Origin of the sequence: Nonomuraea typhae, from assembly GCF_009760925.1 — a bacterium.
Lineage (GTDB): Bacteria > Actinomycetota > Actinomycetes > Streptosporangiales > Streptosporangiaceae > Nonomuraea > Nonomuraea typhae.
Genome location: NZ_VRLV01000002.1, coordinates 1,047,924 through 1,070,886, shown reverse-complemented (window position 1 = coordinate 1,070,886; position 22,963 = coordinate 1,047,924). Strand labels below are relative to the sequence as shown.

Sequence of the window (22,963 nt, the reverse complement as noted above, 5' to 3'; positions counted from 1 at the left end):
GCGCATGTTCTATGTCCTGGGGGCGTTCGCGGCGGCCGTCGGCTTCACCGCCGGCGTTCTGCTGTGGATTCGCCGCACTCATCTGCTGGTGACGGTCAAGGGAGCCAGCATGGAGCCGGCCTTTCACGATGGGGAGCAGGTCATCGTCCGGCGCAGGCCGCCAGACGAGCTGCGCCGAGGCCAGGCCGTCGTTCTGCTCGCGCTGGAGTGGGAAGCCGGCTACGTTCCGGCCGAGGCCAGGGGAACCGCCGCACACCCGGCGCCGGAGGTGTCCACGACCTCACACGTCATCAAGCGGGTGGCGGCCGTTCCCGGGGACCCGCTGCCGCGCGAGCAGGTGCCGGTCCTCCGGCACGTCGCGGAGCCGCGCGTGCCGAGGGGCAAGGTGATCCTGCTCGGCGACAACGCGGCCGCCAGCTTCGACTCGCGCCGGCACGGCTACTTCGACATCGAGAACGTCATCGGTCCGGTGATCTGGCCGCGGCCGTCGTAGCGGGAGCGGATCAGAACGTGCACTCCATGTGCTTGATGCCGTTGATGAAGCTGGAGTGGAGCCGGTCGGGCTTGCCGGCCCGCAGGTGGGGGAGGCGGCGCAGGAGTTCGCGCAGCATGACGGTGATCTCGCGGCGGGCCAGGTGGGCGCCCAGGCAGAAGTGCGGGCCCGGGCCGCCGTAGCCGACGTGGGGGTTGGGGTCGCGGGTGATGTCGAAGGCGTAGGGGTCGGTGAAGACGCGTTCGTCGCGGTTGGCGGCCCAATAGAACAGCACGACCTTTTCCCCGGTCCGGTACATGTTGCCGTTCATCTCGTGGTCGCGGGTGACCTTGCGGCGCATGAAGTTGACCGGCGAGGCCAGGCGGACGATCTCCTCCACGGCGCCGGGCAGGCGGGCGTCGAGGTCTTCGGTCAGGAGGGCGCGCTGGTCCGGGTGGTTGGACAGCAGCCGCATGCCGTACGAGATGGCGTTGCGGGTGGTCTCGTTGCCGGCCACGACGAGGAGGATGAAGAACGAGCCGAGTTCTTGCAGGCTGAGCTGCTCGCCGTCGAGGTTGGCGTTGACCAGGGCCGAGGTGAGGTCGGTCGTGGGGTTCTCCCTGCGGTGGGCGGCTAAGTCCTGGACGAGGTGCTGCAGGTCCATGCCCGCGGTCAGGAGGCGCTCGGCGATCTTGGTGACGTCGCCGCCGGTGTACTCGGGGTCGAAGCCGCCGAGGATGAGGTTGGAGCGCTCGAAGATGTAGCCGTAGTCCTTCTCCGGGATGCCCATCATGTCGCAGATGATCTTCAGGGGCAGGCGGGCGGCGACCTCGGTGACGAAGTCGCAGCCGGGACCGGTGGCCACCAGGTCGTCGACGATGCTCGCCGCGGCCGCGTCCACGTCGGCCTCGAACTGCTTGATCATCTTGGGCGTGAAGGCGCGGGAGACGATCCGGCGCAGCCGGGCGTGGCGGGGGTCGTCCATGTTGATCATCGAGCCGAAGTACTCGGCGAACTCCGCGGGCATGTCCGGGATGTTCGTGGCGCCGCCCTGGCCGGAGCTGAACACCTCCGGGTTGCGGCTGGCCTCCAGGATGTCGGCGTGCCGGACGAGGGCGTGGTAGCCGGGGCCCTTCGGCGCGAAGCTGACGTCCATCTCCTCGAAGAAGGCCGGGGTGTCGAGAGCGCGCAGCCGGTCGAAGGCCGCCTCCCGCTCGGCCATGGGCTTGGCCCAGAACCCCTGATCCGACAGGTCGAAGTCAAGTGCGCTCATGGCCCCATGATTCGAGAAAGTGGCTACTTACGTCAATAGTGCGGACGTACACCGTACGTGCACCTGGGAAATTCGGTGGAGTCCGGCCGGGCGGGCCGATAGCCTCGCGCCGTGACCTTCTTCTTCCTGCGTTAGCGAACCGCCGGCGGGCACGCGGCCCGTGACCCACCGCCGGCGATGCGGGACGGCTCGACGCCCTCCCGAGTCGCGACGTGGGAGAAGGACACGTAGGTGCGATCCTCGCAACCTGCGGTGGGCCGCTGTGCGCCGCCCACCGTGCACACTCTCACCGTGGCCAGGTCGGTGCGCGGCATCGAACACCTGGTGGCCGCGGAGATCCGGCAAGCCCGCCTGGGCAGGGTCGTCGAGGTGCGGCATCGGGAGGTGTGGTTCGAACCGCGCCGCCCCGGGCTGCTCGGGCTGCGCCTGGCCGACGACGTGCTGCTCGTCGGCGCGGTCGTGGACGGCATCGGCCCCGGCCGCAGCTCGCTGCGCCGCCTGGCGTCGGCCGCGTCGGCCATCGACACGGCCCGCCTGACCACCCTGGCCGCCCATCTCGGCCCGCCGCCCGGCGCCGCCCCCTGCGCCACGCCGGACCCCGGCCGGGGCGTCGACGTGTCGGCCTCGTTCCTGGGGCGGCGTGGTTACACCCGCTTCGACGTCGAGGACGCCGTCGGGCCCGGGCTCGGCCGGCCGTACCACTCGCGCAGGGACGGGCGGAAGCCGCCGGCGGGCACGACGTCCTGGCGGGTGACCGTCGAAGGCGAGCGGGCCGTCATCGCCCTGCGGGCCGGCGCCCGGCCGCTGCACCGCCGTCCCTACAAGGTGCGGTCGGTGCCGGGCACGCTGCACCCGCCACTGGCCGCCGCGATGGTTCACCTGGCCGAGCCCAAGGGTCTGGTGGTGGACCCGTGCTGCGGCGCGGGCACCACGCTGATCGAGGCCGCCGCGCACACTCCCGGGGTGCGCGCGCTCGGGTTCGACCACGCGTCCCAGGCGGTCGCGGCGGCCGCGGCCAACGGGCCGGACCTGGCCTGGTCGGTGGCGGACGCGGGGCGCATCCCGCTGCCCGCGGGGAGCGTGGACCGCGTGCTGGTCAACCCGCCCTGGCAGCGTCAGGTACGGCTGGCCGGCGAGGGGCACCGGCTCTGGCGGGAGCTGCGCCGGGTGCTGGCCGGCGACGGCAGGGTGGTGGCGCTGGTGCCGGAGGTGCCGCGCGGCTGGGCCGTACAGGAAAGGCTGGAAATTTCGCTGTTTGGGCGGCATCCAGTCCTTGTCATGATGAGTCCGGACAAAAGTTGATCACCCTTTTTGGTGGGCCGGCGACAGCGGGGCACGGGCTCGGGGCTGGCAGCGTGGAGTCATGGGCGAGGTTGTCATCACCGGGCTCGGCGCGCTCACGCCGCTGGGCGCCGACGTGGCCACGACGTGGTCGGGGCTGCTGGAGGGGCGATCGGGGGTGAGGGCCCTGCGCGAGCTGTGGGCCGGGCAGCTTCCCGCGCGCATCGCCGGGCGGCTGAGCGTGGACCCGGCCGCGCTGCTGGGGCGGCCCATGGCCCGCCGGATGGACCGCTGCGAGCAGGTCGCCGTTCTGGCCGCGCGCCAGGCGTGGGCGGACGCCGGGCGGCCCGAGGTGGAACCCGAACGGCTGGCGGTCGTGATCGGCACCGGGCTCGGCGGCGTCACGACCCTGCTCGACCAGGACGACGTGCTGGAGAAGTCGGGCGTGCGCCGCGTCTCGCCGCACACGCTGCCGATGCTCATGCCGAACGGCCCGGCCGCCTGGGTGAGCATCGACCTGGGCGCGAAGGCGGGGGCCCACGCGCCGGCGAGCGGGTTCGCCGCGGGGGCCGAGGCGATCGCTCTGGGGGCCGACCTGATCCGGCTGGGCCGGGCGGACGTGGTGGTCGCGGGCGGCGCCGAGGCGTGTGTGCACCCGCTCACTATGGCCGCGTTCGCCCAGGCCAAGGCCCTGTCCACGCGCAACGACCAGCCCGAGACGGCCTGCCGGCCGTTCGGCGCGGACCGCGACGGGTTCGTACTGGGCGAGGGCGCGGCGGCGGTGGTGCTGGAACGCGCGGATTTCCGCGATCTCCGGGGTACGGCGAAGGCCGGGCTGGCCGGGCACGGGATCAGCGCCAACGCGGAACACGTCACCGCCTCCCAGCGCGACGGCCAGATGCGGGCGATGCGGGCGGCCCTGCGGGAGGCGGGGCTCACGGGCCGAGACATCGCGCACGTCCAGGCGCACGCCACCGCGACCCCGGAGGGAGACGTGGTGGAGGCGGCCGCGATCGCCGGGGCGGTGGGCGTCCATCCGGCGGTGACCGCGATCAAGTCGATGACCGGTCATCTGTGCGGCGCCGCCGGGGCCCTGGGGACCGTCGCCGCGGTGCTGGCGATGCGGGACGGGCTGATTCCCGCCACCCGCAACCTCGACCGGCTCGATCCCCGCGTCGAGCTCGATGTGGTCGCCTCGGCGCCGCGCCGCTGGCGGCCGGGTGCGGCGCTGGTGAACGCGTTCGGGTTCGGCGGGCACAACGTGTGCCTGGCGCTCACCCCAGCCAGTCGAGGATCCGCGCGTTGACCTCCTGCGGACGTTCCAGGTGCAGGAAGTGGCCGGCGCCCTCGACGATCTCGGCCCGCGAGCCCTCGGGCAGCAGCTCCGCCACGTCGGTCACCAGGTCGGCGCTCAGGCAGCCGTCCTGCGCGCCGTGCAGGTAGAGGACCGGGCGCACCGGGCCCTCGCTCGCGGCGGCCTGCTCGGCGGTGAAGCGGCCGGAGGGCGGGGTGGTCCCCAGGATGCTCTTGTAGTAGCCGATGGCGGCGGCGAGGTTCGCCGGGTTGCCGAGGCTCTGCTTGAGGAAGGCCAGCTCCTCGGTGGCGTCGTAGCCGGGTGACCAGTCCTGCCAGAGCCGCTCGAGGAAGTCCGGCGCGGCGGCGGCGCTCTCGGCCAGCGGGGTCTGGAAGAGGAAGATGTAGAAGGACCGCTTGAGCTGGTCGTAGGAGAGGAACCGGCCGCGGCCCAGCCACTTGTTCGGGGGCACGGACATCGCCACGGACCTGCGGAAGCGCTCGGTGGTCCCGTACACGGGATAGGTGCCCCAGTCGTGGCCGATGACGACGGCGTTCTCGTCGCCGCCCAGTTCCTCGTGCAGGGCGTTGACGTCGGCGACGAGCGCGCCGACCTCGAAGCTGTCGGGGATCTCGGTGGGGGCGTAGCCGCGCATGAAGGGGGCGACCGCCCGGTAGCCGCGCTCGGCCAGGGCGGGCATCAGGTGGCGCCAGGTGTGCGCGGTGTCGGGAAAACCGTGCAGGCACAGCGCCAGCGGGCCGTCGCCGAGCGCGAGGTAAGCGAACTCCACGCCGTTGGCGTGGATCGTCCTGATCTCCATGCGCGGAAACCTAGTGGCCTTCCGCCAGTCCGTCTATCGGCCGTCAAACGGATATATAGCCCAGACCATGATGATTGGGACTGTGAGGGAGCAGAACGACGAGGCGGACGGCGTGCTCGACGCCGTCGAGGCGGATTTGCACGCGCTGGTCACCCGGCTGAGCGGGCTTGCCGGTGCGCGGGGGCGCGAAGTCGTCCAGGCCGGGCTCGACGCCGTCGGCGCGCTCCGGCAGATCGCCGAGGCCGACGGGCCGGGTTCGGCCGCCTACGGGATCACCGCCGAGGCGCTGGCCAGGGCGGCGTGGAACCGCGCGGGCGCCACGCCGGACACCAGGCGGGACACCATGCGGGACAAGGTGCTCGGCCAGGCGCGGCTGGACGTCGCGTACGCGTTGTCGCGCCTGGCCAGGGCCGCCCGGGCGCCGCGGGGGCAGCGGGTGCCCCTGGCCAGGCCGTACGCCTATTGGAAAGAGTACCGAGCACACGGGGGAGCAGCGTGATCACCATCAAGGTCGTGGCACTGGCGGCGGGGGCGGCCACCATCGGTCTCATCGCCCTGACCGGCTACCTCGCCGACCGGAACACCGGTCTGGCGCTGGAGCAGATGGAGATCGACCTCAGCGACTGCGCCTGAGCCGTCAGGCCGGCTCGGTGATCTTGAGCTGCTTGACGACCGTGTTGATGTCGGGCAGCAACTGCTTGGCCTCGTCCGGCACGGACATGTAGACGATCGAGGGCAGCTCGTTGGCCGTGTTGACGGCCGCCGCGACGATCGTGGCCTTGCCGGTGGGCGAGGTCAGCTCGTAGGCGATCACGCGCCCGGCGGTCGAGCCGCCGATCTTGAGCGGCTGCTGGGCGATCTTCCTGACCTTGTTGCCGGCCGGGAAGAACCGCTTGCGGGCGTTCAGCACAACCTGCTTGATCACCGGCTCCAGGTCGTCCTTGGAGGTGAACGAGGACGCCAGGTTCTGGGGGAGCGGGCCCGTCAGCAGGTTGGCGTAGGTGTTGACGCCGACCTTGACGTACTGGCGGGTGTCGTAGCCGTACGTCGTCTTGACGATGGGGCGCTGGTCCAGGAGCCAGGTGCCGCCCAGGCGCGGGACCGAGATGCCGGCCCCCGGGTCGGGGAGCACGCCGAGGACCGGGGCGGCCCTGCCCGGGTACCGCTTCAGGGGGCCGATCGAGTTCGACGGCTTGCTCGTGGACGGCTTGGCGCTGCCGGACGGCTTGGTGGCGGGCGGCGGATCGGCCTGCGGGGGCTGACTGGCCAGCGGGCCGGCCACGAACGCCCACACCAGCGCGATCACCAAGGCCACGGCCACGGAGGCGGCCAGCGCGAACAGCCACACCGGCTTGCCGCGCTCGGCGCGGGGGCGCTTCTCGTCGAGGTCGCCCATCTCCTGGTAGTCGTCGCCGAAGACGGTGTTCCAGAGCTCCTGCTGGCGCTCGGGCGGCGGGGTGCGCGAGCCGCTGATCTGGCCGGCGGTCACGAAGGGCCGGTCGGGGTCGGACGGGTCGCGGCTCAGGTTCGCGCCCGGGCGGTCCTGCGGCGGGGACTGAGGAGACTGCGGGGGAGTTTGCTGGGGCGGCGCCGCCGGGGTCGGGTACGCCTCGTTGTAGGTGATCGTGCGGTCCATCGGGTCACCCGCGGGACGGGCGTCCTGGGCCTGCGGCTCGGGCTGCGGCGGGGCCGGCGGCCACGGGTCCTGCTGCGGAGGACCGGCCGGCGGCCAGGGGGCCGGGCTGGACAGGTTCGCCCAGCCGGTCTCGGCGGGCGGGGGCGTCTCCGGCCACACCTGCTGGCCGGGGCTCTCCTTGGCCGGCCTCGGGGTCTCCGGCCAGGCGCTCTGCGTGGCGGAGGCGTCGGACCAGGCGGGCAGCGGGTCACGCGGTGGCTCTGCGCCCAGCGGCCTGCGCGTGTCCAGGGGGTCGGCGGCCCGGGAGCCGCGCGGGCCGGGCGCGTGGGAGCCGTGGGGGCCGGGTGCGTGGCCGCCGCGCGGGTCCAGGGGGTCGGTCCCCTGGGATCCGCGCGGGTCCAGGGGGTCGGCGCCGTGGGTGGCGCGGGTGTCCAGAGGGTCTGCCGCGCGGCCGCCGCGCTGCTCGGGTCCGGGCGGTTCCGGCCAGCCGGGCTGGGGTGGCGCACTCGCGTCCGGCCAGCCGGGCTGCGACGGTGAACCGGCCTCCGGCCAGGAGGTGGGCACCTCGTCGCGTGCCTCCGGCCAGGACGTGGGCACCTCGGGCCAGGATGGCGGCAAGTGTGGTGCTCCGGAATTCTCCGTTGCCATTGCTGCCGTACCTCCCGAGGTTATGTCCGAATTAGACGCATCCGGCATGATCTCATGTGGCCCGTGGGGTTCCGCAGGGAAACGTGCGAAGCCATGCGGATCCGTCGGCGGATCCTGCATCGGCAGGTCAGCCGCTGATCGTTCGGGCTTGGCGGGGTTGGCCACGGCGACGAGGGTAATCTAATAGGACATATGAGGTCACAACGGATAGATCTCAACGCGGTCTCATGAGACCGGGAGGGCCCATTCTGCCGGTCAACCCACGCGTAGTCCCGGCATTCTTCCGAAGAGGTGCGCTAGGCTTGACCTATGCGTTCCGCGACCCTGCTTCTTAGCGGGCCGCGACGGCCCTGAGATCTCGCCGTCGCGGCAGCCCCTCGTTGTGACACGAGGGGTTTTCTTATGGGGTCAGAATCAAACCAGAAGGACAACGCCGTGAGTGAGTACGACCCGCAGGCGCTGCAGGCCAAGTGGTTGCAGCGATGGGAGGAGCAAGACCCGTTCCGGGCCAGCGAGGACGCCGCCGACCCCCGCGAGCGCCGCTACATGCTCGACATGTTCCCGTACCCTTCGGGCGACCTGCACATGGGTCACGGTGAGGTGTTCGCCATCGGCGACGTCGTCGCCCGCTACTGGTTCCAGAAGGGCTACAACGTCCTGCACCCCATCGGCTGGGACTCCTTCGGCCTGCCCGCCGAGAACGCCGCGATCAAGCGCAACGCCCACCCGGCCGAGTGGACCTACGCCAACATCGACGTCCAGGCCAACTCCTTCAAGCGCTACGCGATCTCCTTCGACTGGTCGCGCCGCCTGCACACCAGCGACCCCGAGTACTACCGCTGGAACCAATGGCTGTTCAACCGCTTCTTCGAGCGCGGCCTGGCCTACCGCAAGGGCGGACTGGTCAACTGGTGCCCCAACGACCAGACCGTGCTGGCCAACGAGCAGGTCGTGGCCGGGCGGTGCGAGCGCTGCGGGGCCGAGGTGGTCCGCCGCGAGCTGACGCAGTGGTATTTCAAGATCACTGACTACGCGCAGCGCCTGCTGGACGACATGAGCCAGCTGCAGGGCGGCTGGCCGGAGCGCGTGCTGAGCATGCAGCGCAACTGGATCGGCCGCTCCGAGGGCGCCGACGTGGCGTTCGAGATCGAGGGCCGCGAGGAGCCGGTCCACGTCTTCACCACGCGGCCCGACACCCTGTTCGGGTCCACCTTCTTCGTGGTCGCCGTGGACGCCGCACTGGCCAACGAGATCGTCACCGACGAGCACCGGCCCGCCTTCGAGGCATACCGCGCCGAGGTGGCCAAGCTGAGCGACATCGAGCGCCTGTCCACCGACAAGGACAAGTCCGGCGTCTTCCTGGGCCGCTACGCGATCAACCCGGTCAACGGCGAGCGGATCCCGGTCTGGGCGGCCGACTACGTGCTGGCCGACTACGGCCACGGCGCCATCATGGCGGTGCCCGCCCACGACCAGCGCGACCTGGACTTCGCCAGGAAGTTCGGCCTGCCGGTGCGGGTCGTCGTGCACACCGGCCTGGCCGACCCCGGCGAGAGCGGCGAGGCGACGCCGGGCGAGGGCAAGCTGGTCAACTCGGGCCCGCTGGACGGCCTGTCCAAGGCCGAGGCGATCGCCAAGATCATCGGGATCCTGGAGGCCGGCGGCCGGGGCAAGGGCACGATCAACTTCCGGCTGCGCGACTGGCTGCTGTCCCGCCAGCGTTTCTGGGGCACGCCGATCCCGATCATCCACTGCGCCGACTGCGGCGAGGTCCCGGTCCCCGACGACCAGCTGCCGGTCACGCTGCCCGACCTGCGCGGCGAGGCCCTGGCGCCCAAGGGCATCTCCCCGCTGGCCGGGGCGACCGAGTGGGTCAACGTGTCCTGTCCCAAGTGCGGCGGCGCCGCCAAGCGCGACACCGACACGATGGACACCTTCGTCGACTCCGCCTGGTACTTCCTGCGCTACGTCGACCCCCACTACACCGACGGCCCGTTCGACGTGGAGAAGGTCCGCGAGTGGGGCCCGATCGACATGTACGTCGGCGGCGTCGAGCACGCGGTGCTGCACCTGCTGTACTCCCGCTTCTTCGTCAAGGTCCTGCACGACATGGGCATGGTCGACTTCACCGAGCCGTTCATGCGCCAGCTGGGCCAGGGCCAGGTGATCAACGGCGGCAAGGCCATGTCGAAGTCCCTGGGCAACGGCGTGGACCTGGGCAAGCAGATCGACGACTTCGGAGTCGACGCGGTCCGGCTGACCATGCTGTTCGCCAGCCCGCCCGAGGACGACATCGACTGGGCCGACGTCTCGCCGCAGGCCTCGCAGAAGTTCCTGGCCCGCGCCTTCCGCGTGATAGACGAGGTCGCCAGTGACCTGGGCGCCGACGTCGCCGCGGGTGACCTCGAACTGCGCAGGGTCACCCACAAGACCATCGACGAGGTCACCAAGCTGATCGAGTCCTACCGGTTCAACGTGGCGATCGCGCGCATGATGGAGCTGACCTCGGCGGCCCGCAAGGCGATCGACTCGGGTCCCGGCGCCGCCGACCCGGCGGTGCGCGAGGCGGCCGAGTCGCTGGCGGTCATGCTGTCGCTGATCGCCCCTTACACCGCGGAGGAGGGCTGGGAGCGCCTGGGCCACACGGGCGGCTCGGTCGCGCTGGCCGGCTGGCCGGTGGCCGACCCGGCGCTGCTGGTGGAGGACTCGGTGACCTGCGTCGTGCAGGTGGCCGGCAAGGTCCGCGACCGGCTGGAGGTGGCTCCGACGATCTCCGAGGACGAGCTGAGGACTCTGGCCCTGGCCTCGGAGAAGGTGCAGGGGTTCCTGTCGGGTGAGCCGCGCAAGGTGATCGTCCGCGCGCCGAAGCTGGTCAACATCGTTCCGTGAGGCCACGCCCGCGTCCCGCCGACGTGGGCGTGCCGCCCCTCCAGAAGGTACGGCGAAGCCACCCCCACACCACCCGCCGACCCGGGCGGGCGCCGATCGTGGGGGTCGCTTCTCACGTCGGACCCATGGCCCGCCGTCACGGCCCTTCGTCAGCCAGGGCCGCGGCCCTCTGCCGCAGGAACGCCTTCTCGGCCTGGTTGCCCGTCAGCGCGATCGCCCGTTCGTAGGCCAGGACCGCCTCCCCAGGGCGGCTCAGGCGGCGCAGCAGGTCGGCCCGGACCGCGTGGAAGACGTGGTATCCCTCCAGGTCGAGCGCGTCCACGAGAGCCAGAGCCGGAGCGGCCCCGGAGACTTCGGCCACCGCCACGGCCCGGTTGAGGGCCACGACCGGGGTGGGCGTCATCGCCAGCAGCCGGTCATACAGGGCCAGGATCTGTCCCCAGTCGGTGGGCGGCGGGTCGCTGTGCACCGCGTTGATCGCCGCCTGGATCTGGTAGGGCCCGGGCTGCCCGCGGCGCAGGCAGCGCCGTACCAGATCGCGTCCTTCTGCCATGAGGGCCTGATCCCATGACGTGCGGTCCTGTGCCGTGAGCGGGACCAGCTCGCCCGAGGCCCCCGTGCGGCCCGGGCGGCGGGACTCGATCAGCAGCATGAGCGCCAGCAATCCGGTGACCTCGGGCTCGTCCGGCATGAGGCCGGCCAGCACGCGCCCGAGCCGGATGGCTTCCGCGCACAGGTCCTGGCGGGTCAGGTGGTCGCCGGCCCCGGCGGTGTAGCCCTCGTTGAAGACGAGGTAGATCACGGCCAGGACCGAGCGCAGGCGGGCGGGCAGGTCGGCCGGGCGCGGCACCCGGTAGGGGATGCGCGCGTCCCGGATCTTGCCCTTGGCGCGGACCAGGCGCTGGGCCATGGTCGGCTCGGGCACCAGGAACGCGCGGGCGATCTCGGCGGTGGTGAGGCCGCCGAGCAGGCGCAGGGTGAGCGCGACCTGGGCGTTCCTGGCCAGCGCCGGGTGGCAGCAGGTGAAGATGAGGCGTAGCCGTTCGTCGCGCACGGGTCCCTCCTCGGCGGGCTCCTGGCCGGAGGCGTGCAGGAGCGCGGCCTGCGCGTGCCGGTCCTGGCGGGAGGACTCCCTGCGCAGCCGGTCGACGGCCCGGTTGCGGGCGGTGGTGATGATCCAGCCGGCCGGGCTGGGCGGCAGGCCGTCCTCTGGCCAGCGGCGCAGCGCGGTCGCGAAGGCGTCCTGGACCGCCTCTTCCGCGACGTCGATGTCGCCGAAGGCGCGCACCAGGACCGCGACCGCGCGGCCGTACTCCTCGCGGAAGACGCGTTCGACCTGGTCAGTCACCGTGGATCGGGCGGACCTCGATGGGCAGTCCGGTCGCCTCGGCCAGCTTGCCGGCCCATTCCAGGGCGTCGTCGAGGTCGTCGGCGCGGATGACGGTGAAGCCGCCCAGGTGTTCCTTGCCCTCGGTGAAGGGGCCGTCGGTCATGAGCAGGTCCCCGTCCCCGGCGCGGACGACGGTCGCGGTGGAGGCGGGGTGCAGCGGGGCCGCGAACACCCACTTCCCGGCGGCCTTGATCTGGTCGTCCCAGGCGAAGACGCGGGGCATGACCTCGTCGAGCAGTTCCTTCGGCGGCTCGCCGTCGGGCTGGTAGATCGCGAGCAGGTAGTTCACGTCACTGTCCTTTCCCTCGGATATCTCTTACACGAACGAGGCCGCCCGGATTCGACAGCCCGTTGACCTCAAGTCGAGTTGAGGTTGCACAGTGGAGCGCATGGTGAAGATCGGAGTCGGCCTCCCGGCCATGGACGAGATCGTGAAGCTCGGCCCCAACGGCGTCGCCCAGGCGGCCCGGCTGGCGGAGGCGGTGGGCGTGCACTCCGTGGGCGCGGCCGACGTCCTGATCGGCGACGGCACGACGGCGCTGGAGAGCGTGGTCACCCTGGCGACGGCGGCCGCGGTCACGGAGCGGGTGCGCCTGGACTTCGGGGCGCTGTCCGCGCCCACGCGCCCGGCGGCGATGCTGGCGGCTCAGGTGCAGACGCTGCAGTACCTGTCGCAGGGCAGGGTACGGCTGGGCCTCGGCATCGGCGGCTTTCCCGGCTCGCCGTTCTGGACGGCGGTCGGCGCGGCCGGCAACCGCGGCAGGGCGGCGGACGAGACGCTGGCGGTGGTGCGCGGCCTGATCGCGGGCGAGCCCACGGTGGTCAACGGCGCGGAGGTCACCCTCGCCCCGGGCGTGCAGGCACCCCCGATCCTGGTCGGCGCCGGCCCGAGTGAGGCCGGGCTGCGCCGCGTGGCCCGCCACGCCGACGGCTGGGTGCCTTCGGGGATGACGCCCGCCCAGCTCAAGGCGGCGCTGGCCAGGCTGCGGGAGTTCGCCGAGGAGTACGGCAGGCCGATGCCGTTCGTCCACCTGGGGGCGCACGCGGTGCTGGGGGACGACCACGCCGCCAGGGAGGCCATGGAGTCCATGCTGGCCCAGTTCTTCCGGCTGTCTCCGGAGGAGGTCCGCCAGGCGACGGTCAGCGGCTCACCGGCCGAGGCGGCCGAGCGGGTCCACGCCTTCGCCGAGGCGGGCGCGGACGAGGTCGGCTTCGGCCTCGACGGCAGCGACTTCCTGCACCAGATCGAACTGATCGGGGCCGTCACCGACCAGCTGACCCGGAGTTGAGCGGCCCGCCCGCCTCCATCGCCGCCGTGCCGTCGCGCTCCTCACCGTCGGCCGTGAGGAGTTGCGTACGGCCATGGCCTCCCTCCGGCACGGGACGCGGGTACGTGTCGCCGACCGGCTGCCGATCGAGCTGATCACGGCTCATGGACCTGGCCGCGTCCGCACCCGCGTCCAGCGCGGCCGGCGCGGCTGGGCCTAGCCGCCCCAGGCTTCGAACTCGTAGATCCGGGCGGCCGGGTCGCCGTTCTGGGCCGGCGTGGTGATGTTCAGGCGGACGTAGCGGGCGCCGGTCGCGACCGGGTGGTCGGAGACGGCGGCGGTGTTGGCTCTCACCGTGACCGCGGTGTTCCAGGGTTCGGAGGTGCTCGACCTGGTCTGGACGGTGAAGGCACGGGTGTTCCACGAGGCGGACTCGCCCCCGGCCTGGGCGTGCCTGACGGTGAACCTGGTCAGCGACCTGACCGCGCCGAGGTCCACCTCCAGCCACTTGGCGCCGGTCAGGGCGCACCACTTGTCGGAGTTGCCGCCGCTCACGCTGCCGTTGACCGCCTTGGCCGGGCCCTCGTTCGCGTTGCACTGGCCCGAGGCCGTGGCGGGGCGGTTCAGGGCCAGGTTGGCCTCCGTGCCTCCGCCCCAGGAGACCGTCGTGGTCGCCGGGGCCGAGCGGCCGTACTCGGCGCTGACCGCCTCGACGTCGATGGTCGTGGTGGTCTCGCCGCCCGCGCGGTCGAGCTGGGGCACGAAGTAGGCGTCGTTCGGGGTGGCGCCCAGGTAGGTGCGGGTGCCATCCGGGTCGCGGCGGTAGACGTCGTAGTGGTGGGGCCGGCCGGAGCCGGTCCACGCCAGGCGGAGGGACTTGCGGGTGGCCGAGACGTCCGTCGTGCCGAGCACGCTCACGCCGGACGGGGCGGCCGGGACGTCCACGGCGCCGTCGTAGAGCGCAAGCTGGCCCACGCGGACGTCGTAGGGGCCCGCCGTACCCTCGGCGCGCAGGGCGAGCTGGGCGATGCTCTTGCCCGCGTGCGCCGACAGGTCGAGGACCTTGCGCTCCCAGCCGGTGCCGGTGGTCGAGCCGAGGTCCAGGGTGGTGAAGGTCGTGGGGGCGTCGGTGAAGGAGAGCGCCGCCTTCAGCCGGGTCGCACCCGCCTCCGGCGTCTTCACCACGACCGACAGCTTGGTGTCGGCGGCCACCGGCAGGCGCGTCTGGAACAGGCGCAGGGTGTTGGCGGCGTCGAGCGTGCCGCTCAGGCGCAGGGAGGAGCCGCCCTCGTAGGCGTCGCCGTAGTCGATCGACGGAGTGAGCTTCGTGCCGGGCGAGGTGATGATCCAGCGGTAGGTGGGCGGGACGTCCTGGAGGGACAGGTTGTTCCAGCCGCCGGTGCGCACGCGGGTGCCGCCCACGTTGTAGAAGTCGCCGTGGCCGGTGTTGAAGCCGGTGACGAAGGGCTTGGCGGTGATCGGGCTGGACTCGGCGACGTGGTGGGCCAGGCCCTTCCACGAGGAGGTGGTCGTGGTGTCGGACGGGTCGGCGTTGGCGCCCACCCAGTAGCGGGAGTCGCGGGTGCGGAAGTCGGCGGGGCCGCTGGACGCCTTCCAGGTCCACTCGGGGCGGTAGATGCCCAGCGAGGTCACGTGCGGCCGGCCCGCGGGGAAGACGGCGTTCCAGTTCACGCCGGTGTTGTAGCCGTTGGCCTCGGTGTCGATGCCGCTGTAGAGGTCGAACTCGCTGCGGCCCAGCGTCCGGGCCAGGTCGCGGGAAGAGGTCAGGCCCGACCAGCCGAAGTCGATGAACATGTTGTTGGAAGCCTGGAAGAAGCTGTCGTTGGCGCTGGTCAGCGCGTCCTGCCAGGAGATGGCGCCCGACTCGGTCATCGCGTCGTACCACATCACCTGCATGCCCTTGCCGCGCAGATAGGAGATGACGTTGCGCACCTCGGTGGCCAGCGCGGCGTCGCCGCCGGCGGTCTCCTGGTTGATGAACCAGCCCTCGAAGCCGTAGTGCCGCGCCACCTGCGCGAGCTTGTCGGCGACCGGGTAGGTCGATCCCTGCTTCCGGACGAAGTCGCGCACCCACTGGATCTGGCCGCCGTAGGCGGTGGGCGGGAAGAAGACGGTCCCGTAGACCCGGACGCCGTTGCGGTGGGCGGCGTCGATCACCGTCGGGTTGGGGGCGAGGATCAGGCCCTCACCGGCCGAGCCGCCCCAGAAGACCAGGGTGTCGATGTACTGCCAGTACGTGAAGGCGTAGTAGTTCGGGTCCAGGGCGCCCTGCGAGGGGTTGCCCGAGGTGGGGGCGAAGGCGGCCAGGGCGGCGACGCGGCCCTCGCCGGCGCGGGCGTCGGCGTTGGCCTTCAGCGCGGGGTCGGAGACGCGGGGGCGCAGCGGCACGCGCGAGCGGTTGAACCGGGCGTCGGGGTCGGAAGCCGGATCCCAGGTGAGGATCGAATCCGGGTGCCAGTAGGAGGCGTGGGGCTGATCGCCGGGAGCGGCCTGCGCGGGGAGCGCGACCAGCGTGGCCGCGAGCAGAACCCCGCACAGCAGGGGTAACAGACGACGGGTCATGGAGGGCTCCTTGATGCTAAATCCCTTTAGCAACCTGCGCTGGAGACGGTACTTGACTATCCGTTGTGGTACTAGAGCGCTTTAGCGCGGTGTTTCGCCGATAGCGAGCAAGAGCGTCACGATGGGATGGAGCATTAGTGTTCAGATGTGACAAATGGCGCATACCTGAGATACCCGCATCTGCACGGTGACCTGGTCACCTTCGTTGCCGACGACGATGTCTGGCTGGCCCCCCTGAGCGGCGGCCGAGCCTGGCGGTTCACCGCCGACCGCGCCCCGGTGAACCATCCCAGGTTCTCACCCGACGGCAGCCGCATCGCCTGGACCGGCACCCGCGAAGGCGCCCCCGAAGCCTACGCCGCGGAGATCGACGGAGCCGCCGGCGACCGGCTGACCTTCTGGGGCGACCACACCACCCAGGTACGCGGCTGGACCGCCGACGGCGACGTGCTGGCCGTCACCGCGGCCGGGCAGGCCGGGCGCAGCCGTACCTGGGCCCACGCCGTGCCCCTGGACGGCGGGCCCGCCGTCCGCCTGCCGTACGGATGGGTCAGCGAAGCGGCGACCAGCGGCGCCCGCGTCGCCACGGTCTCGTCCGTCTGGCGCGAACCCTCCCACTGGAAGCGCTACCGCGGCGGCACCGCGGGCAAGATCTGGGCCGACGCGACCGGCGACGGCGAGTTCACCCGCATGTTCGCCGACTCCGCCGCCCAATACGCCTGCGTCATGTGGATCGGCGACCGGCTGGCCTTCCTCACCGACGCCGACGGCACCGCCAACATCCACTCCGCCCTGCCCGACGGCAGCGACCTGCGCCGGCACACCTCCCACGAGGGCTTCTACGCCCGGCACGCGGCCACCGACGGGCAACGCGTGATCTACAGCCACGCCGGGGACCTCTGGCTGCTCGACAGCCTCACCGCCGAGCCCCGCAAGCTCGACATCACGCTCGGCGGCCCGCGCCCCGCCCGCGCCAAGCGGCCCGCGCCCAGCCGGGTCGGCGGCTACTCACCCGACGCCACCGGCCGCGCCAGCGCCGTCGAAATCCGCGGCACCGCCCACTGGCTCACCCACCGCGACGGGCCCGCCGGCGCCCTGCGCGCCGAAGCGGGCGTCCGCGTACGGCTGCCCAACACGCTCGACGCCGACGGCCGGGCCATCTGGGTCTCCGACGCCACCGGCGAAGACGCCCTCGAGATCGGCGTCCCCGGCGGCGACATCCGCACCCTGGCCGCCGGCGAACTCGGCCGCGTCCTCGACCTCGTCGCCGCCCCCGACGGCAAACACGCCGCCGTCGCCACCCACGACGGGCGCCTCCTGATTATCGACCTCGACAGCGGCGACCAGCGCGAACTCGACCGGACCGCCCACGGCGACATCGACGACCTGGCCTTCTCCCCCGACTCCGCCTGGCTCGCCTGGGTCCACCCGCACCCCAGCCCGCTGTCCCAGATCAAGATCGGGCGCATCGACGGCACCAGCACCATCGAGGTCACCCCGCCCCGCTTCGCCGACTACTCGCCCGTCTTCACCAAGGACGGCAAGCACCTGGCCTTCCTGTCCATGCGGACCTTCGACCCGGTCTACGACTCCCACGTGTTCGACCTGTCGTTCCCCAACGCGTGCCGGCCGTACATCGTGCCGCTGCAGGCCACCACGCCCAGCCCCTTCGACCCGAGCCTGCAGGGGCGCGGCTTCAACGGCGAGGACGAGGACAAGGGCGCGAAGTCCGGCGCGGAGAAGAAGAACGGCGACGAGCCGCCACGCACCGAAGTGGACCCCGAGGGCCTCGCCGCCCGCATCGTGCCCGTCCCGGTGCCCTCCGGCCGCTACGGCAACCTGCGCACCGCCAAGGACGCCCTCCTGTGGCTGCGCCACCCGCTCACCGGCCAGCTCGGCGACGGCAGCGAAGCCACCCCCGAGATCGTGCTGGAGCGCTACGACCTCAAGAAGCGCGCCAAGTCCGAACTCGGCAAGGAATACCGCTCCTTCGAGGTCAGCGGCGACGGCAGCCGCCTGGTCACCAACGGCAAGAACGGCCTCCAGACCCGCGCCGCCACCGAAGGCGACGACGTCGTCGGCATCGACCTCGACCGCGTCACCGTCACCGTCGACCCCGTCGCCGAATGGCGGCAGAGCTACTGGGAAGCCGGCCGCCTCATGCGCGACCACTTCTGGCGGGCCGACATGAACGGCGTCGACTGGCAGGGCACCCTCGAACGCTACGCGCCCCTCGTCGACCGGCTCGGCGCCTACTCCGAGCTCATCGACCTGCTCTGGGAAGTCCAGGGCGAGCTCGGTACCTCCCACGCCTACGCCCGCCCCAACGGCGGCGGCTACGACCCCAGGCGCCGCCAGGGCCTGCTCGGCGCCGACCTAGCCCGCGACGACGACGGCGTGTGGCGCGTGAGCAGGATCCTGCCCGGCGAGAGCTCCGACCACGACGCCCGCTCACCCCTGCTCGCCCCCGGCGTGGCGATCAGGGAAGGCGACGCCGTCATCGCCGTCGGGGGCCGTCCCGTGGACCCCGTCCGCGGCCCCCTCGCCTCGCTCGCCGGCACCGCGGGCCAGCCCACCGAGCTCACGGTACGGCCGGCCGCCGGCGGTGACCCGCGGCGCGTCGTCGTCACCCCGATCTCGGACGAGACCCAGCTCCGCTACCACGACTGGGTGGAGAACCGCCGGGCGCACGTCCGCGAGCAGTCGGGCGGACGCCTCGGCTACCTGCACGTGCCCGACATGATCGCCTCCGGGTGGGCCCAGTTCCACCGGGACCTGCGCACCGAGATGGACCACGACGGGCTGGTCGTCGACGTCCGCGAGAACAGCGGCGGCCACACCTCCGAGCTCGTGCTGGAAAAGCTGTCCCGCCGCGTCTCCGGATGGGCACGGGCACGCGGCTACGAACCCCGCCGCTACCCCGAGGACTCGCCACGCGGGCCCATTGTCGTCGTCACCGACGAGTTCGCCGGCTCCGACGGGGACATCGTCAGCGCCGGGGTCAAGATCCGCGGCATCGGGCCGCTGGTCGGGACCCGGACCTGGGGCGGCGTCATCGGCATCGACTCCCGCTACGCGCTCGTGGACGGGACCGTCGTCACCCAGCCGCGGTACGCGTTCTGGCTCGAAGGACACGGGTGGGGCGTGGAGAACCACGGCGTGGACCCCGACGTGGAGGTGGTCATCACGCCGCAGGACCGGGTCGCCGGGCGGGACCCGCAGCTCGACCGGGCCATCGACCTGGCCCTGGCCGCCCTTGACGAGCGCCCCGCCGCCACGCCGCCGGACCTGCCGCCGGTCCCGGCCTAGCGGGTGATCACCGGCCCGCCTCCTTCCGGGGGCGGGCCGTCCGTTTCCGTTTCCGTTTCCGTTTCCGGTGCCGGTGCCGGTGCCGGTTCCGTTCCCGTTCCCGTTTCCGTTTCCGTTTCCGGTTCCGTTTTAGGACAGGGCTGGGACGAGGCGGTCGAGGATCTCGGTGAGCGTGGCCTCCGTCGTGGCGAAGTTGAGCCGTACGTACTCGTCGCCGCCGGGGCCGAAGAGGGCGCCGTCGTTCAGCAGCACCTTGGCCTCGCGTTCCAGCACCTCGGCCAGGCCGGGACGGCCCACGTCCAGCCAGGCCAGGTAGGTGGCCTCGGGGATCCGGTAGCGGACGGTTGCGGGCAGCCGGGCGGCCAGCGCCGACCGGTTGCGGTCGAGCAGGGCCAGGGTCTGCTCCAGCCACGCGTCGCCGTGTCGCCAGGCGGCCACCGTGGCCTCGACGCCGAACACACCGGCCGAGCCGTACAGGAAGGGCGGTTGCTCCTCCAGCGCCTTGCGGGCCGCCGGACTGCCCACGTGGGCGATCGAGCAGCGGATGCCGCCCAGGTTGAACGCCTTGGTGGCGGAGGTGAGGGTGACGGTGCGGTCCGGGAGGATCGTGGCGAACGGGATGTGCCGGTGGGGGGCGTAGGTCAGGTCGGCGTGGATCTCGTCCGACAACACCAGCAGGTCGTGCCGCTCGGCGTGCTCGGCCAGCAGTTCGAGCTCCTGGCGGGTGAAGACCCTGCCGGTCGGGTTGTGCGGGTTGACCAGCAACAGGACCTTGCACCCGGATAGATCGGGCACCTCGCACCCCCACGACTCGCCGTCCGGCTCCAGTTGGATGGGGTGCAGCGGCCGGTCCATGGTGGCGAGGGTGCCCAGAAACGGGTGATAGGCCGGGGTGTGGAGCGCCACCCCGTCGCCCGGCTTGGTCCAGATGTGCAGGAAGACTTGGAGGGCCTGGTTGATGTCGCTGTAGGTACGGCAGTGCCCGATGTCCGGGGTCCAGTCGTAACGGGCGGCCATGCGCTCCCCGAACGCCTCGGAGATGGGGCCCGCCTGATAGCTGTCCAGCCAGGTGGGGTAACCGAGATCGCCTTCGGCTCGCGCCTTCAGGGCCTCCACGACGGCCGGTGCGGTGGGCAGGTCCATGTCCGCCACCCAGGCGGGGATCACCCCCGGGGCCACGCGGGTCCACTTCAATCCATCGCGCTTCACCGGGTCATTGTAGTTTGACCGGATTTTGGTAGATCTGGATGGCGTTAGCTGGATTTTTCAGGACTTCAGCATGGGGCCGTGCCCGACTTACGCTCACATTCACAACCCGGCTCCAGCCCGCCGCCACATTGGCCGGCCTCCTGGTAATGCCACCCTCGCGCAAGCGGGCAGTGCCACCCTCGCGCAAGCCCGCCCTCGCGTTAGCCCGCCCTCGCGCCCGACCTCGGGTTGGCACATCCCGTGGGCTGACCATGCGCTCCTGCGATGTCTGCTTTGTCCCCCGGTTGGCGGATCCCGCGACCTGGCTATCCGCTCGTGTGACGCCTGCTTGGTCCTCGGGCCAGCGCATCCTGTGGTCTCGCAATGGCTCGTGTGCCACCCGCGCCGCCGTACCTGACCGCCAGCGCTTGTGCGCAGGCACGCACCACCCAGAGGCTTGTGCGCAGGCAGGAACCACCACCCCCAAAGGGCCCTATGTGCGCAGGAGACGCGCTCCCGTGCGTGCCCGGCGCCTGGGTGTGGGCGCCGGGCAGGGCGTGGGGCGTCAGAGGCGGCGGAGCACCGCGACGACCTTGCCCAGGACGCTCGCCTCGTCACCGGGGATCGGGTCGTAGTTGGAGTTGTGGGGGACCAGCCAGATGTGCCCGTCCTTGCGCTTGAACGTCTTCACCGTGGCCTCGCCGTCGATCATGGCGGCCACGATGTCACCGCTCTCCGCGACCGGCTGCTGCCGCACCACGACCCAGTCGCCGTCGGCGATCGCGGCCTCGATCATCGAGTCACCGGTGACCTGGAGCAGGAAGAGCGTGCCTTCACCGACCAGCTGCTTGGGCAGGGCGAAGACGTCCTCCACGCTCTCCTCGGCCAAGATCGGGCCACCGGCGGCGATCCGGCCGACCAGCGGGACGTACGCCGCCGTCGGCCTGCTGACCGACGGCTCCTCGTCGGTGGCGTCGGGGTCCACCCACAGCACGGGCTCGCCCGGCAGCCGCACCTCCAGAGCGCGCGGACGGTGGGGGTCACGGCGCAGGTAGCCCTTGCGCTGCAAGGCCGTCAGTTGGTGCGACACGCTGGACGTGCTGGTCAGCTGGACGGCCTCGCCGATCTCCCGCATGGACGGGGGATAACCGCGCTGCTGGACGGAGTCGCGGATCACCTCGAGGATCTTGCGCTGCCGTGGGGTCAGCCCCAGGGAGTCACGCCGGCGCACCGCGAGGTCGCTGACCCCGTTTGCGTCATCCCGCTCGCTCATGCTCTCCTCCTCGCCCGGTGGACCGCCTCTCCGGCGGGCCTGCCGGCCTGTGGTCTTCATGTCGCACACAGCGACGATATCGCCGTCGAAGATCATCCTCAAACAATTGTTCGAGTCTTCCTCGAAAATGTCGCCAGCGTGGTGTACAACATCGTACGGGAGTTCGATCGACACCGTGTTCGATTTGCCGATCTTTATTGGGCCTTTTGTGGAGGCCACAGGGGCGGGAGGCCAATCGTGCGAGCGACCACAACCACACAGCCGACCAGCGACGACGTCCAGGGGCTCACCCTGATCGCCGACATCGTCCTGGCCGGGTCCCGGCGTGCCGCCGGCAACACCCGTTCGAACGCCGCCGGGGGGCAGCGTTCGAACACCGACGCCGCCCCTCACCGGGATCGCCCGGCACGGCGTTCGAACAGCGACGCCCCTGCACACGGGGAGACCACAGGCCGCCCGGGCCGACGCCGTTCGCCACGCGCGGACGCCTCGCCTGGCGGGGACGCCCCGGCTGGTAGGGATGTCCCGGCCCGCAGGAACGTCCCGACGCACGGGGATAGCCCGGCCCGCGGTGATGGCTCAGCCCGTCGGGATGGCTCAGTTCGCGGTGACGGCTCTGTCCGCGGTGACGGCTCGGTTCGCGGTGACGGCTCGGTTCGCGGTGACGTCGGTGCGCGTACGGCGCGGCGGCGCTCGGACACCGGTGCCTCCGGGTGCGGGGAGGTTGGTGTGGCGGGGACACGGCGTACGGGTCCGGAGGATGGTGGCCCGGTTTCCGGGGAGGGCAACGAGCGGGTCGTGGCGCACGCGGGCGGGCAGGGCTCACGTCCCGTCCGCGTACGTCGCGGCCGTCCGGGCGGTCCGACCCTCTGGCTGGTCCCACCGCCGCGTCCCGAAACGGAATCGGACTCTCGGGATCACACGCCTGCCCCTCGGGACCATGCGAACTCTCAGCCCAACGCGCGCTCACGCGCAGACAGCGGCGCGGGGTGCGGGGCGGCTTCGCGTGGCAATACGGGGTCGCCGTCCACGAATACGGAGTCGTACGCGAACGTGGGGCCTTCCGCGGAGGCGGGCCCGTACGCGAACGCGGGGCCGTATGCGGAGGCGGGGCCGTACGCGAACGCGAGGTCCTATGCGGAGGCGGACCCCTACACCCAGGCGGGCCCCTACACCCAGGCGGGGCCGTCTGCGGAGGAGGGCAGCGGCCGGCGCAGAGCTTCGGTCGGGCAGATCGCCACGGGAGGTGTCGCCGGGGCTGCGGGGGCTCCCGGGGACGTCGGAGTGGCGGACACCCGGCCGGGCGGGCGGCGCTCACAGGCTGGCGGGCGCGGATCGGAGCGCGGCCAGTCTGAGGGGCGTCCGTCCGGAAAGCGCGGGTCCGGAAGGCAGGAGTCTGGGGTCCGTGGCGCCGCGATGCGTGGGGCCAGGGCCCGGGAGTCCGAGGTTGGCCGGTCTGAGGTGCACGGGGCTGGGAGGCAAGAACCTGAGGCTCGCCGAGCTGGGATGCGTAAGGCCGGGCGGCGCGGGGTTGGGGAGCGTAAGGCCGGGCGGCGCGGGGTTGGGGAGCGTAAGGCCGGGCGGCGCGGGGTTGGGGAGCGTAAGGCCGGGCGGCGCGGGGTTGGGGAGCGTAAGGCCG

At 71.9% G+C, this 22,963-nt stretch carries 17 protein-coding genes; 9 read left to right on the top strand and 8 right to left on the bottom strand.

Features of this window, described 5'->3' with window-relative positions; all coding sequences use genetic code 11:
• Window positions 1–4: 4 nt before the first annotated feature.
• Window positions 5–493 (top strand): S26 family signal peptidase, encoded by a 489-nt coding sequence (locus FVE25_RS11440; RefSeq protein ID WP_157246377.1) that lies wholly within the window; start codon window positions 5–7, stop codon window positions 491–493.
• 10 nt (window positions 494–503) lie between these two features.
• Here FVE25_RS11440 and FVE25_RS11435 read toward each other — a convergent pair whose 3' ends face one another.
• Window positions 504–1,745, bottom strand: coding sequence for a cytochrome P450 (locus FVE25_RS11435; RefSeq protein ID WP_157246376.1), 1,242 nt, complete (start codon window positions 1,743–1,745; stop codon window positions 504–506).
• A gap of 291 nt (window positions 1,746–2,036) precedes the next feature.
• Between FVE25_RS11435 and FVE25_RS11430 the strand changes: the two genes are divergently transcribed.
• Entirely contained in the window at window positions 2,037–3,047 is a 1,011-nt protein-coding gene (locus FVE25_RS11430) for a methyltransferase domain-containing protein (RefSeq protein WP_157246375.1), read from the top strand.
• Between the two features lie 61 nt (window positions 3,048–3,108).
• The gene (locus FVE25_RS11425) at window positions 3,109–4,332 is read left to right on the top strand and encodes a beta-ketoacyl-[acyl-carrier-protein] synthase family protein (RefSeq protein ID WP_157246374.1); all 1,224 of its coding nucleotides are present in this window, start codon (window positions 3,109–3,111) and stop codon (window positions 4,330–4,332) included.
• Here FVE25_RS11425 and FVE25_RS11420 read toward each other — a convergent pair.
• A complete protein-coding gene (locus FVE25_RS11420) occupies window positions 4,301–5,140 on the bottom strand; it encodes an alpha/beta fold hydrolase (protein WP_157246373.1) in 840 nt (279 codons plus the stop codon). The two genes, FVE25_RS11425 and FVE25_RS11420, sit on opposite strands and share 32 nt — an antisense overlap.
• Before the next feature lie 82 nt (window positions 5,141–5,222).
• On the opposite strand from FVE25_RS11420, the gene FVE25_RS11415 reads away from it, so the two are divergent.
• Together FVE25_RS11415 and FVE25_RS11410 are read left to right on the top strand one after the other, a co-directional pair.
• The gene (locus FVE25_RS11415; RefSeq protein WP_157246372.1) at window positions 5,223–5,639 is read left to right on the top strand and encodes a hypothetical protein; all 417 of its coding nucleotides are present in this window, start codon (window positions 5,223–5,225) and stop codon (window positions 5,637–5,639) included.
• Window positions 5,636–5,773: a hypothetical protein gene (locus FVE25_RS11410; RefSeq protein ID WP_157246371.1), complete on the top strand. Its 138-nt coding sequence runs from the start codon at window positions 5,636–5,638 to the stop codon at window positions 5,771–5,773. The genes FVE25_RS11415 and FVE25_RS11410 overlap by 4 nt, the downstream gene beginning before the upstream one ends.
• 4 nt (window positions 5,774–5,777) lie before the next feature.
• On the opposite strand, the gene FVE25_RS11405 is transcribed toward FVE25_RS11410, so the two are convergent.
• A complete protein-coding gene (locus tag FVE25_RS11405) occupies window positions 5,778–7,373 on the bottom strand; it encodes a hypothetical protein (RefSeq protein WP_157246370.1) in 1,596 nt (531 codons plus the stop codon).
• Between the two features lie 453 nt (window positions 7,374–7,826).
• Between FVE25_RS11405 and leuS the strand changes: the two genes are divergently transcribed.
• Window positions 7,827–10,313, top strand: a complete 2,487-nt coding sequence (leuS, locus tag FVE25_RS11400; RefSeq protein ID WP_157246369.1) for a leucine--tRNA ligase — start codon at window positions 7,827–7,829, stop codon at window positions 10,311–10,313.
• Between the two features lie 136 nt (window positions 10,314–10,449).
• Here leuS and FVE25_RS11395 read toward each other — a convergent pair whose 3' ends face one another.
• Window positions 10,450–11,661, bottom strand: a complete 1,212-nt coding sequence (locus FVE25_RS11395) for an RNA polymerase sigma factor (RefSeq protein ID WP_157246368.1) — start codon at window positions 11,659–11,661, stop codon at window positions 10,450–10,452.
• Window positions 11,654–11,992 (bottom strand): YciI family protein, encoded by a 339-nt coding sequence (locus FVE25_RS11390; protein WP_157246367.1) that lies wholly within the window; start codon window positions 11,990–11,992, stop codon window positions 11,654–11,656. The genes FVE25_RS11395 and FVE25_RS11390 overlap by 8 nt, the downstream gene beginning before the upstream one ends.
• Window positions 11,993–12,092: 100 nt before the next feature.
• Between FVE25_RS11390 and FVE25_RS11385 the strand changes: the two genes are divergently transcribed.
• Together FVE25_RS11385 and FVE25_RS56240 are read left to right on the top strand one after the other, a co-directional pair.
• The gene (locus FVE25_RS11385) at window positions 12,093–12,992 is read left to right on the top strand and encodes an LLM class flavin-dependent oxidoreductase (protein ID WP_157246366.1); all 900 of its coding nucleotides are present in this window, start codon (window positions 12,093–12,095) and stop codon (window positions 12,990–12,992) included.
• A 73-nt stretch (window positions 12,993–13,065) separates the two neighbouring features.
• Window positions 13,066–13,191, top strand: a complete 126-nt coding sequence (locus FVE25_RS56240; protein WP_281367840.1) for a hypothetical protein — start codon at window positions 13,066–13,068, stop codon at window positions 13,189–13,191.
• Here the strand turns inward: FVE25_RS56240 and FVE25_RS11380 are convergent.
• The gene (locus tag FVE25_RS11380; protein ID WP_157246365.1) at window positions 13,188–15,554 is read right to left on the bottom strand and encodes an endo-beta-N-acetylglucosaminidase; all 2,367 of its coding nucleotides are present in this window, start codon (window positions 15,552–15,554) and stop codon (window positions 13,188–13,190) included. The two genes, FVE25_RS56240 and FVE25_RS11380, sit on opposite strands and share 4 nt — an antisense overlap.
• Window positions 15,555–15,701: 147 nt before the next feature.
• Here FVE25_RS11380 and FVE25_RS11375 point away from each other — a divergent pair, with 147 nt between their 5' ends.
• Entirely contained in the window at window positions 15,702–18,863 is a 3,162-nt protein-coding gene (locus tag FVE25_RS11375) for a S41 family peptidase (protein WP_157246364.1), read from the top strand.
• Window positions 18,864–18,992: 129 nt separating this feature from the next.
• Here the strand turns inward: FVE25_RS11375 and FVE25_RS11370 are convergent, their stop codons facing one another.
• A complete protein-coding gene (locus FVE25_RS11370; protein ID WP_246266914.1) occupies window positions 18,993–20,072 on the bottom strand; it encodes a MalY/PatB family protein in 1,080 nt (359 codons plus the stop codon).
• 544 nt (window positions 20,073–20,616) lie between these two features.
• Entirely contained in the window at window positions 20,617–21,324 is a 708-nt protein-coding gene (lexA, locus tag FVE25_RS11365; RefSeq protein ID WP_157246363.1) for a transcriptional repressor LexA, read from the bottom strand.
• Window positions 21,325–22,963 lie beyond the last annotated feature (1,639 nt).

Excerpts from the sequence above, each read along its gene's own strand:
- FVE25_RS11440 (WP_157246377.1), top strand. The coding sequence starts at position 5 with ATGTTCTATGTCCTGGGGGCGTTCGCGGCGGCCGTCGGCTTCACCGCC.
- FVE25_RS11420 (WP_157246373.1), bottom strand. The coding sequence starts at position 5,140 with ATGGAGATCAGGACGATCCACGCCAACGGCGTGGAGTTCGCTTACCTC.
- FVE25_RS11435 (WP_157246376.1), bottom strand. The coding sequence starts at position 1,745 with ATGAGCGCACTTGACTTCGACCTGTCGGATCAGGGGTTCTGGGCCAAG.
- FVE25_RS11380 (WP_157246365.1), bottom strand. The coding sequence starts at position 15,554 with ATGACCCGTCGTCTGTTACCCCTGCTGTGCGGGGTTCTGCTCGCGGCC.
- lexA (WP_157246363.1), bottom strand. The coding sequence starts at position 21,324 with ATGAGCGAGCGGGATGACGCAAACGGGGTCAGCGACCTCGCGGTGCGC.
- leuS (WP_157246369.1), top strand. The coding sequence starts at position 7,827 with ATGGGGTCAGAATCAAACCAGAAGGACAACGCCGTGAGTGAGTACGAC.
- FVE25_RS11385 (WP_157246366.1), top strand. The coding sequence starts at position 12,093 with ATGGTGAAGATCGGAGTCGGCCTCCCGGCCATGGACGAGATCGTGAAG.
- FVE25_RS11425 (WP_157246374.1), top strand. The coding sequence starts at position 3,109 with ATGGGCGAGGTTGTCATCACCGGGCTCGGCGCGCTCACGCCGCTGGGC.
- FVE25_RS56240 (WP_281367840.1), top strand. The coding sequence starts at position 13,066 with ATGGCCTCCCTCCGGCACGGGACGCGGGTACGTGTCGCCGACCGGCTG.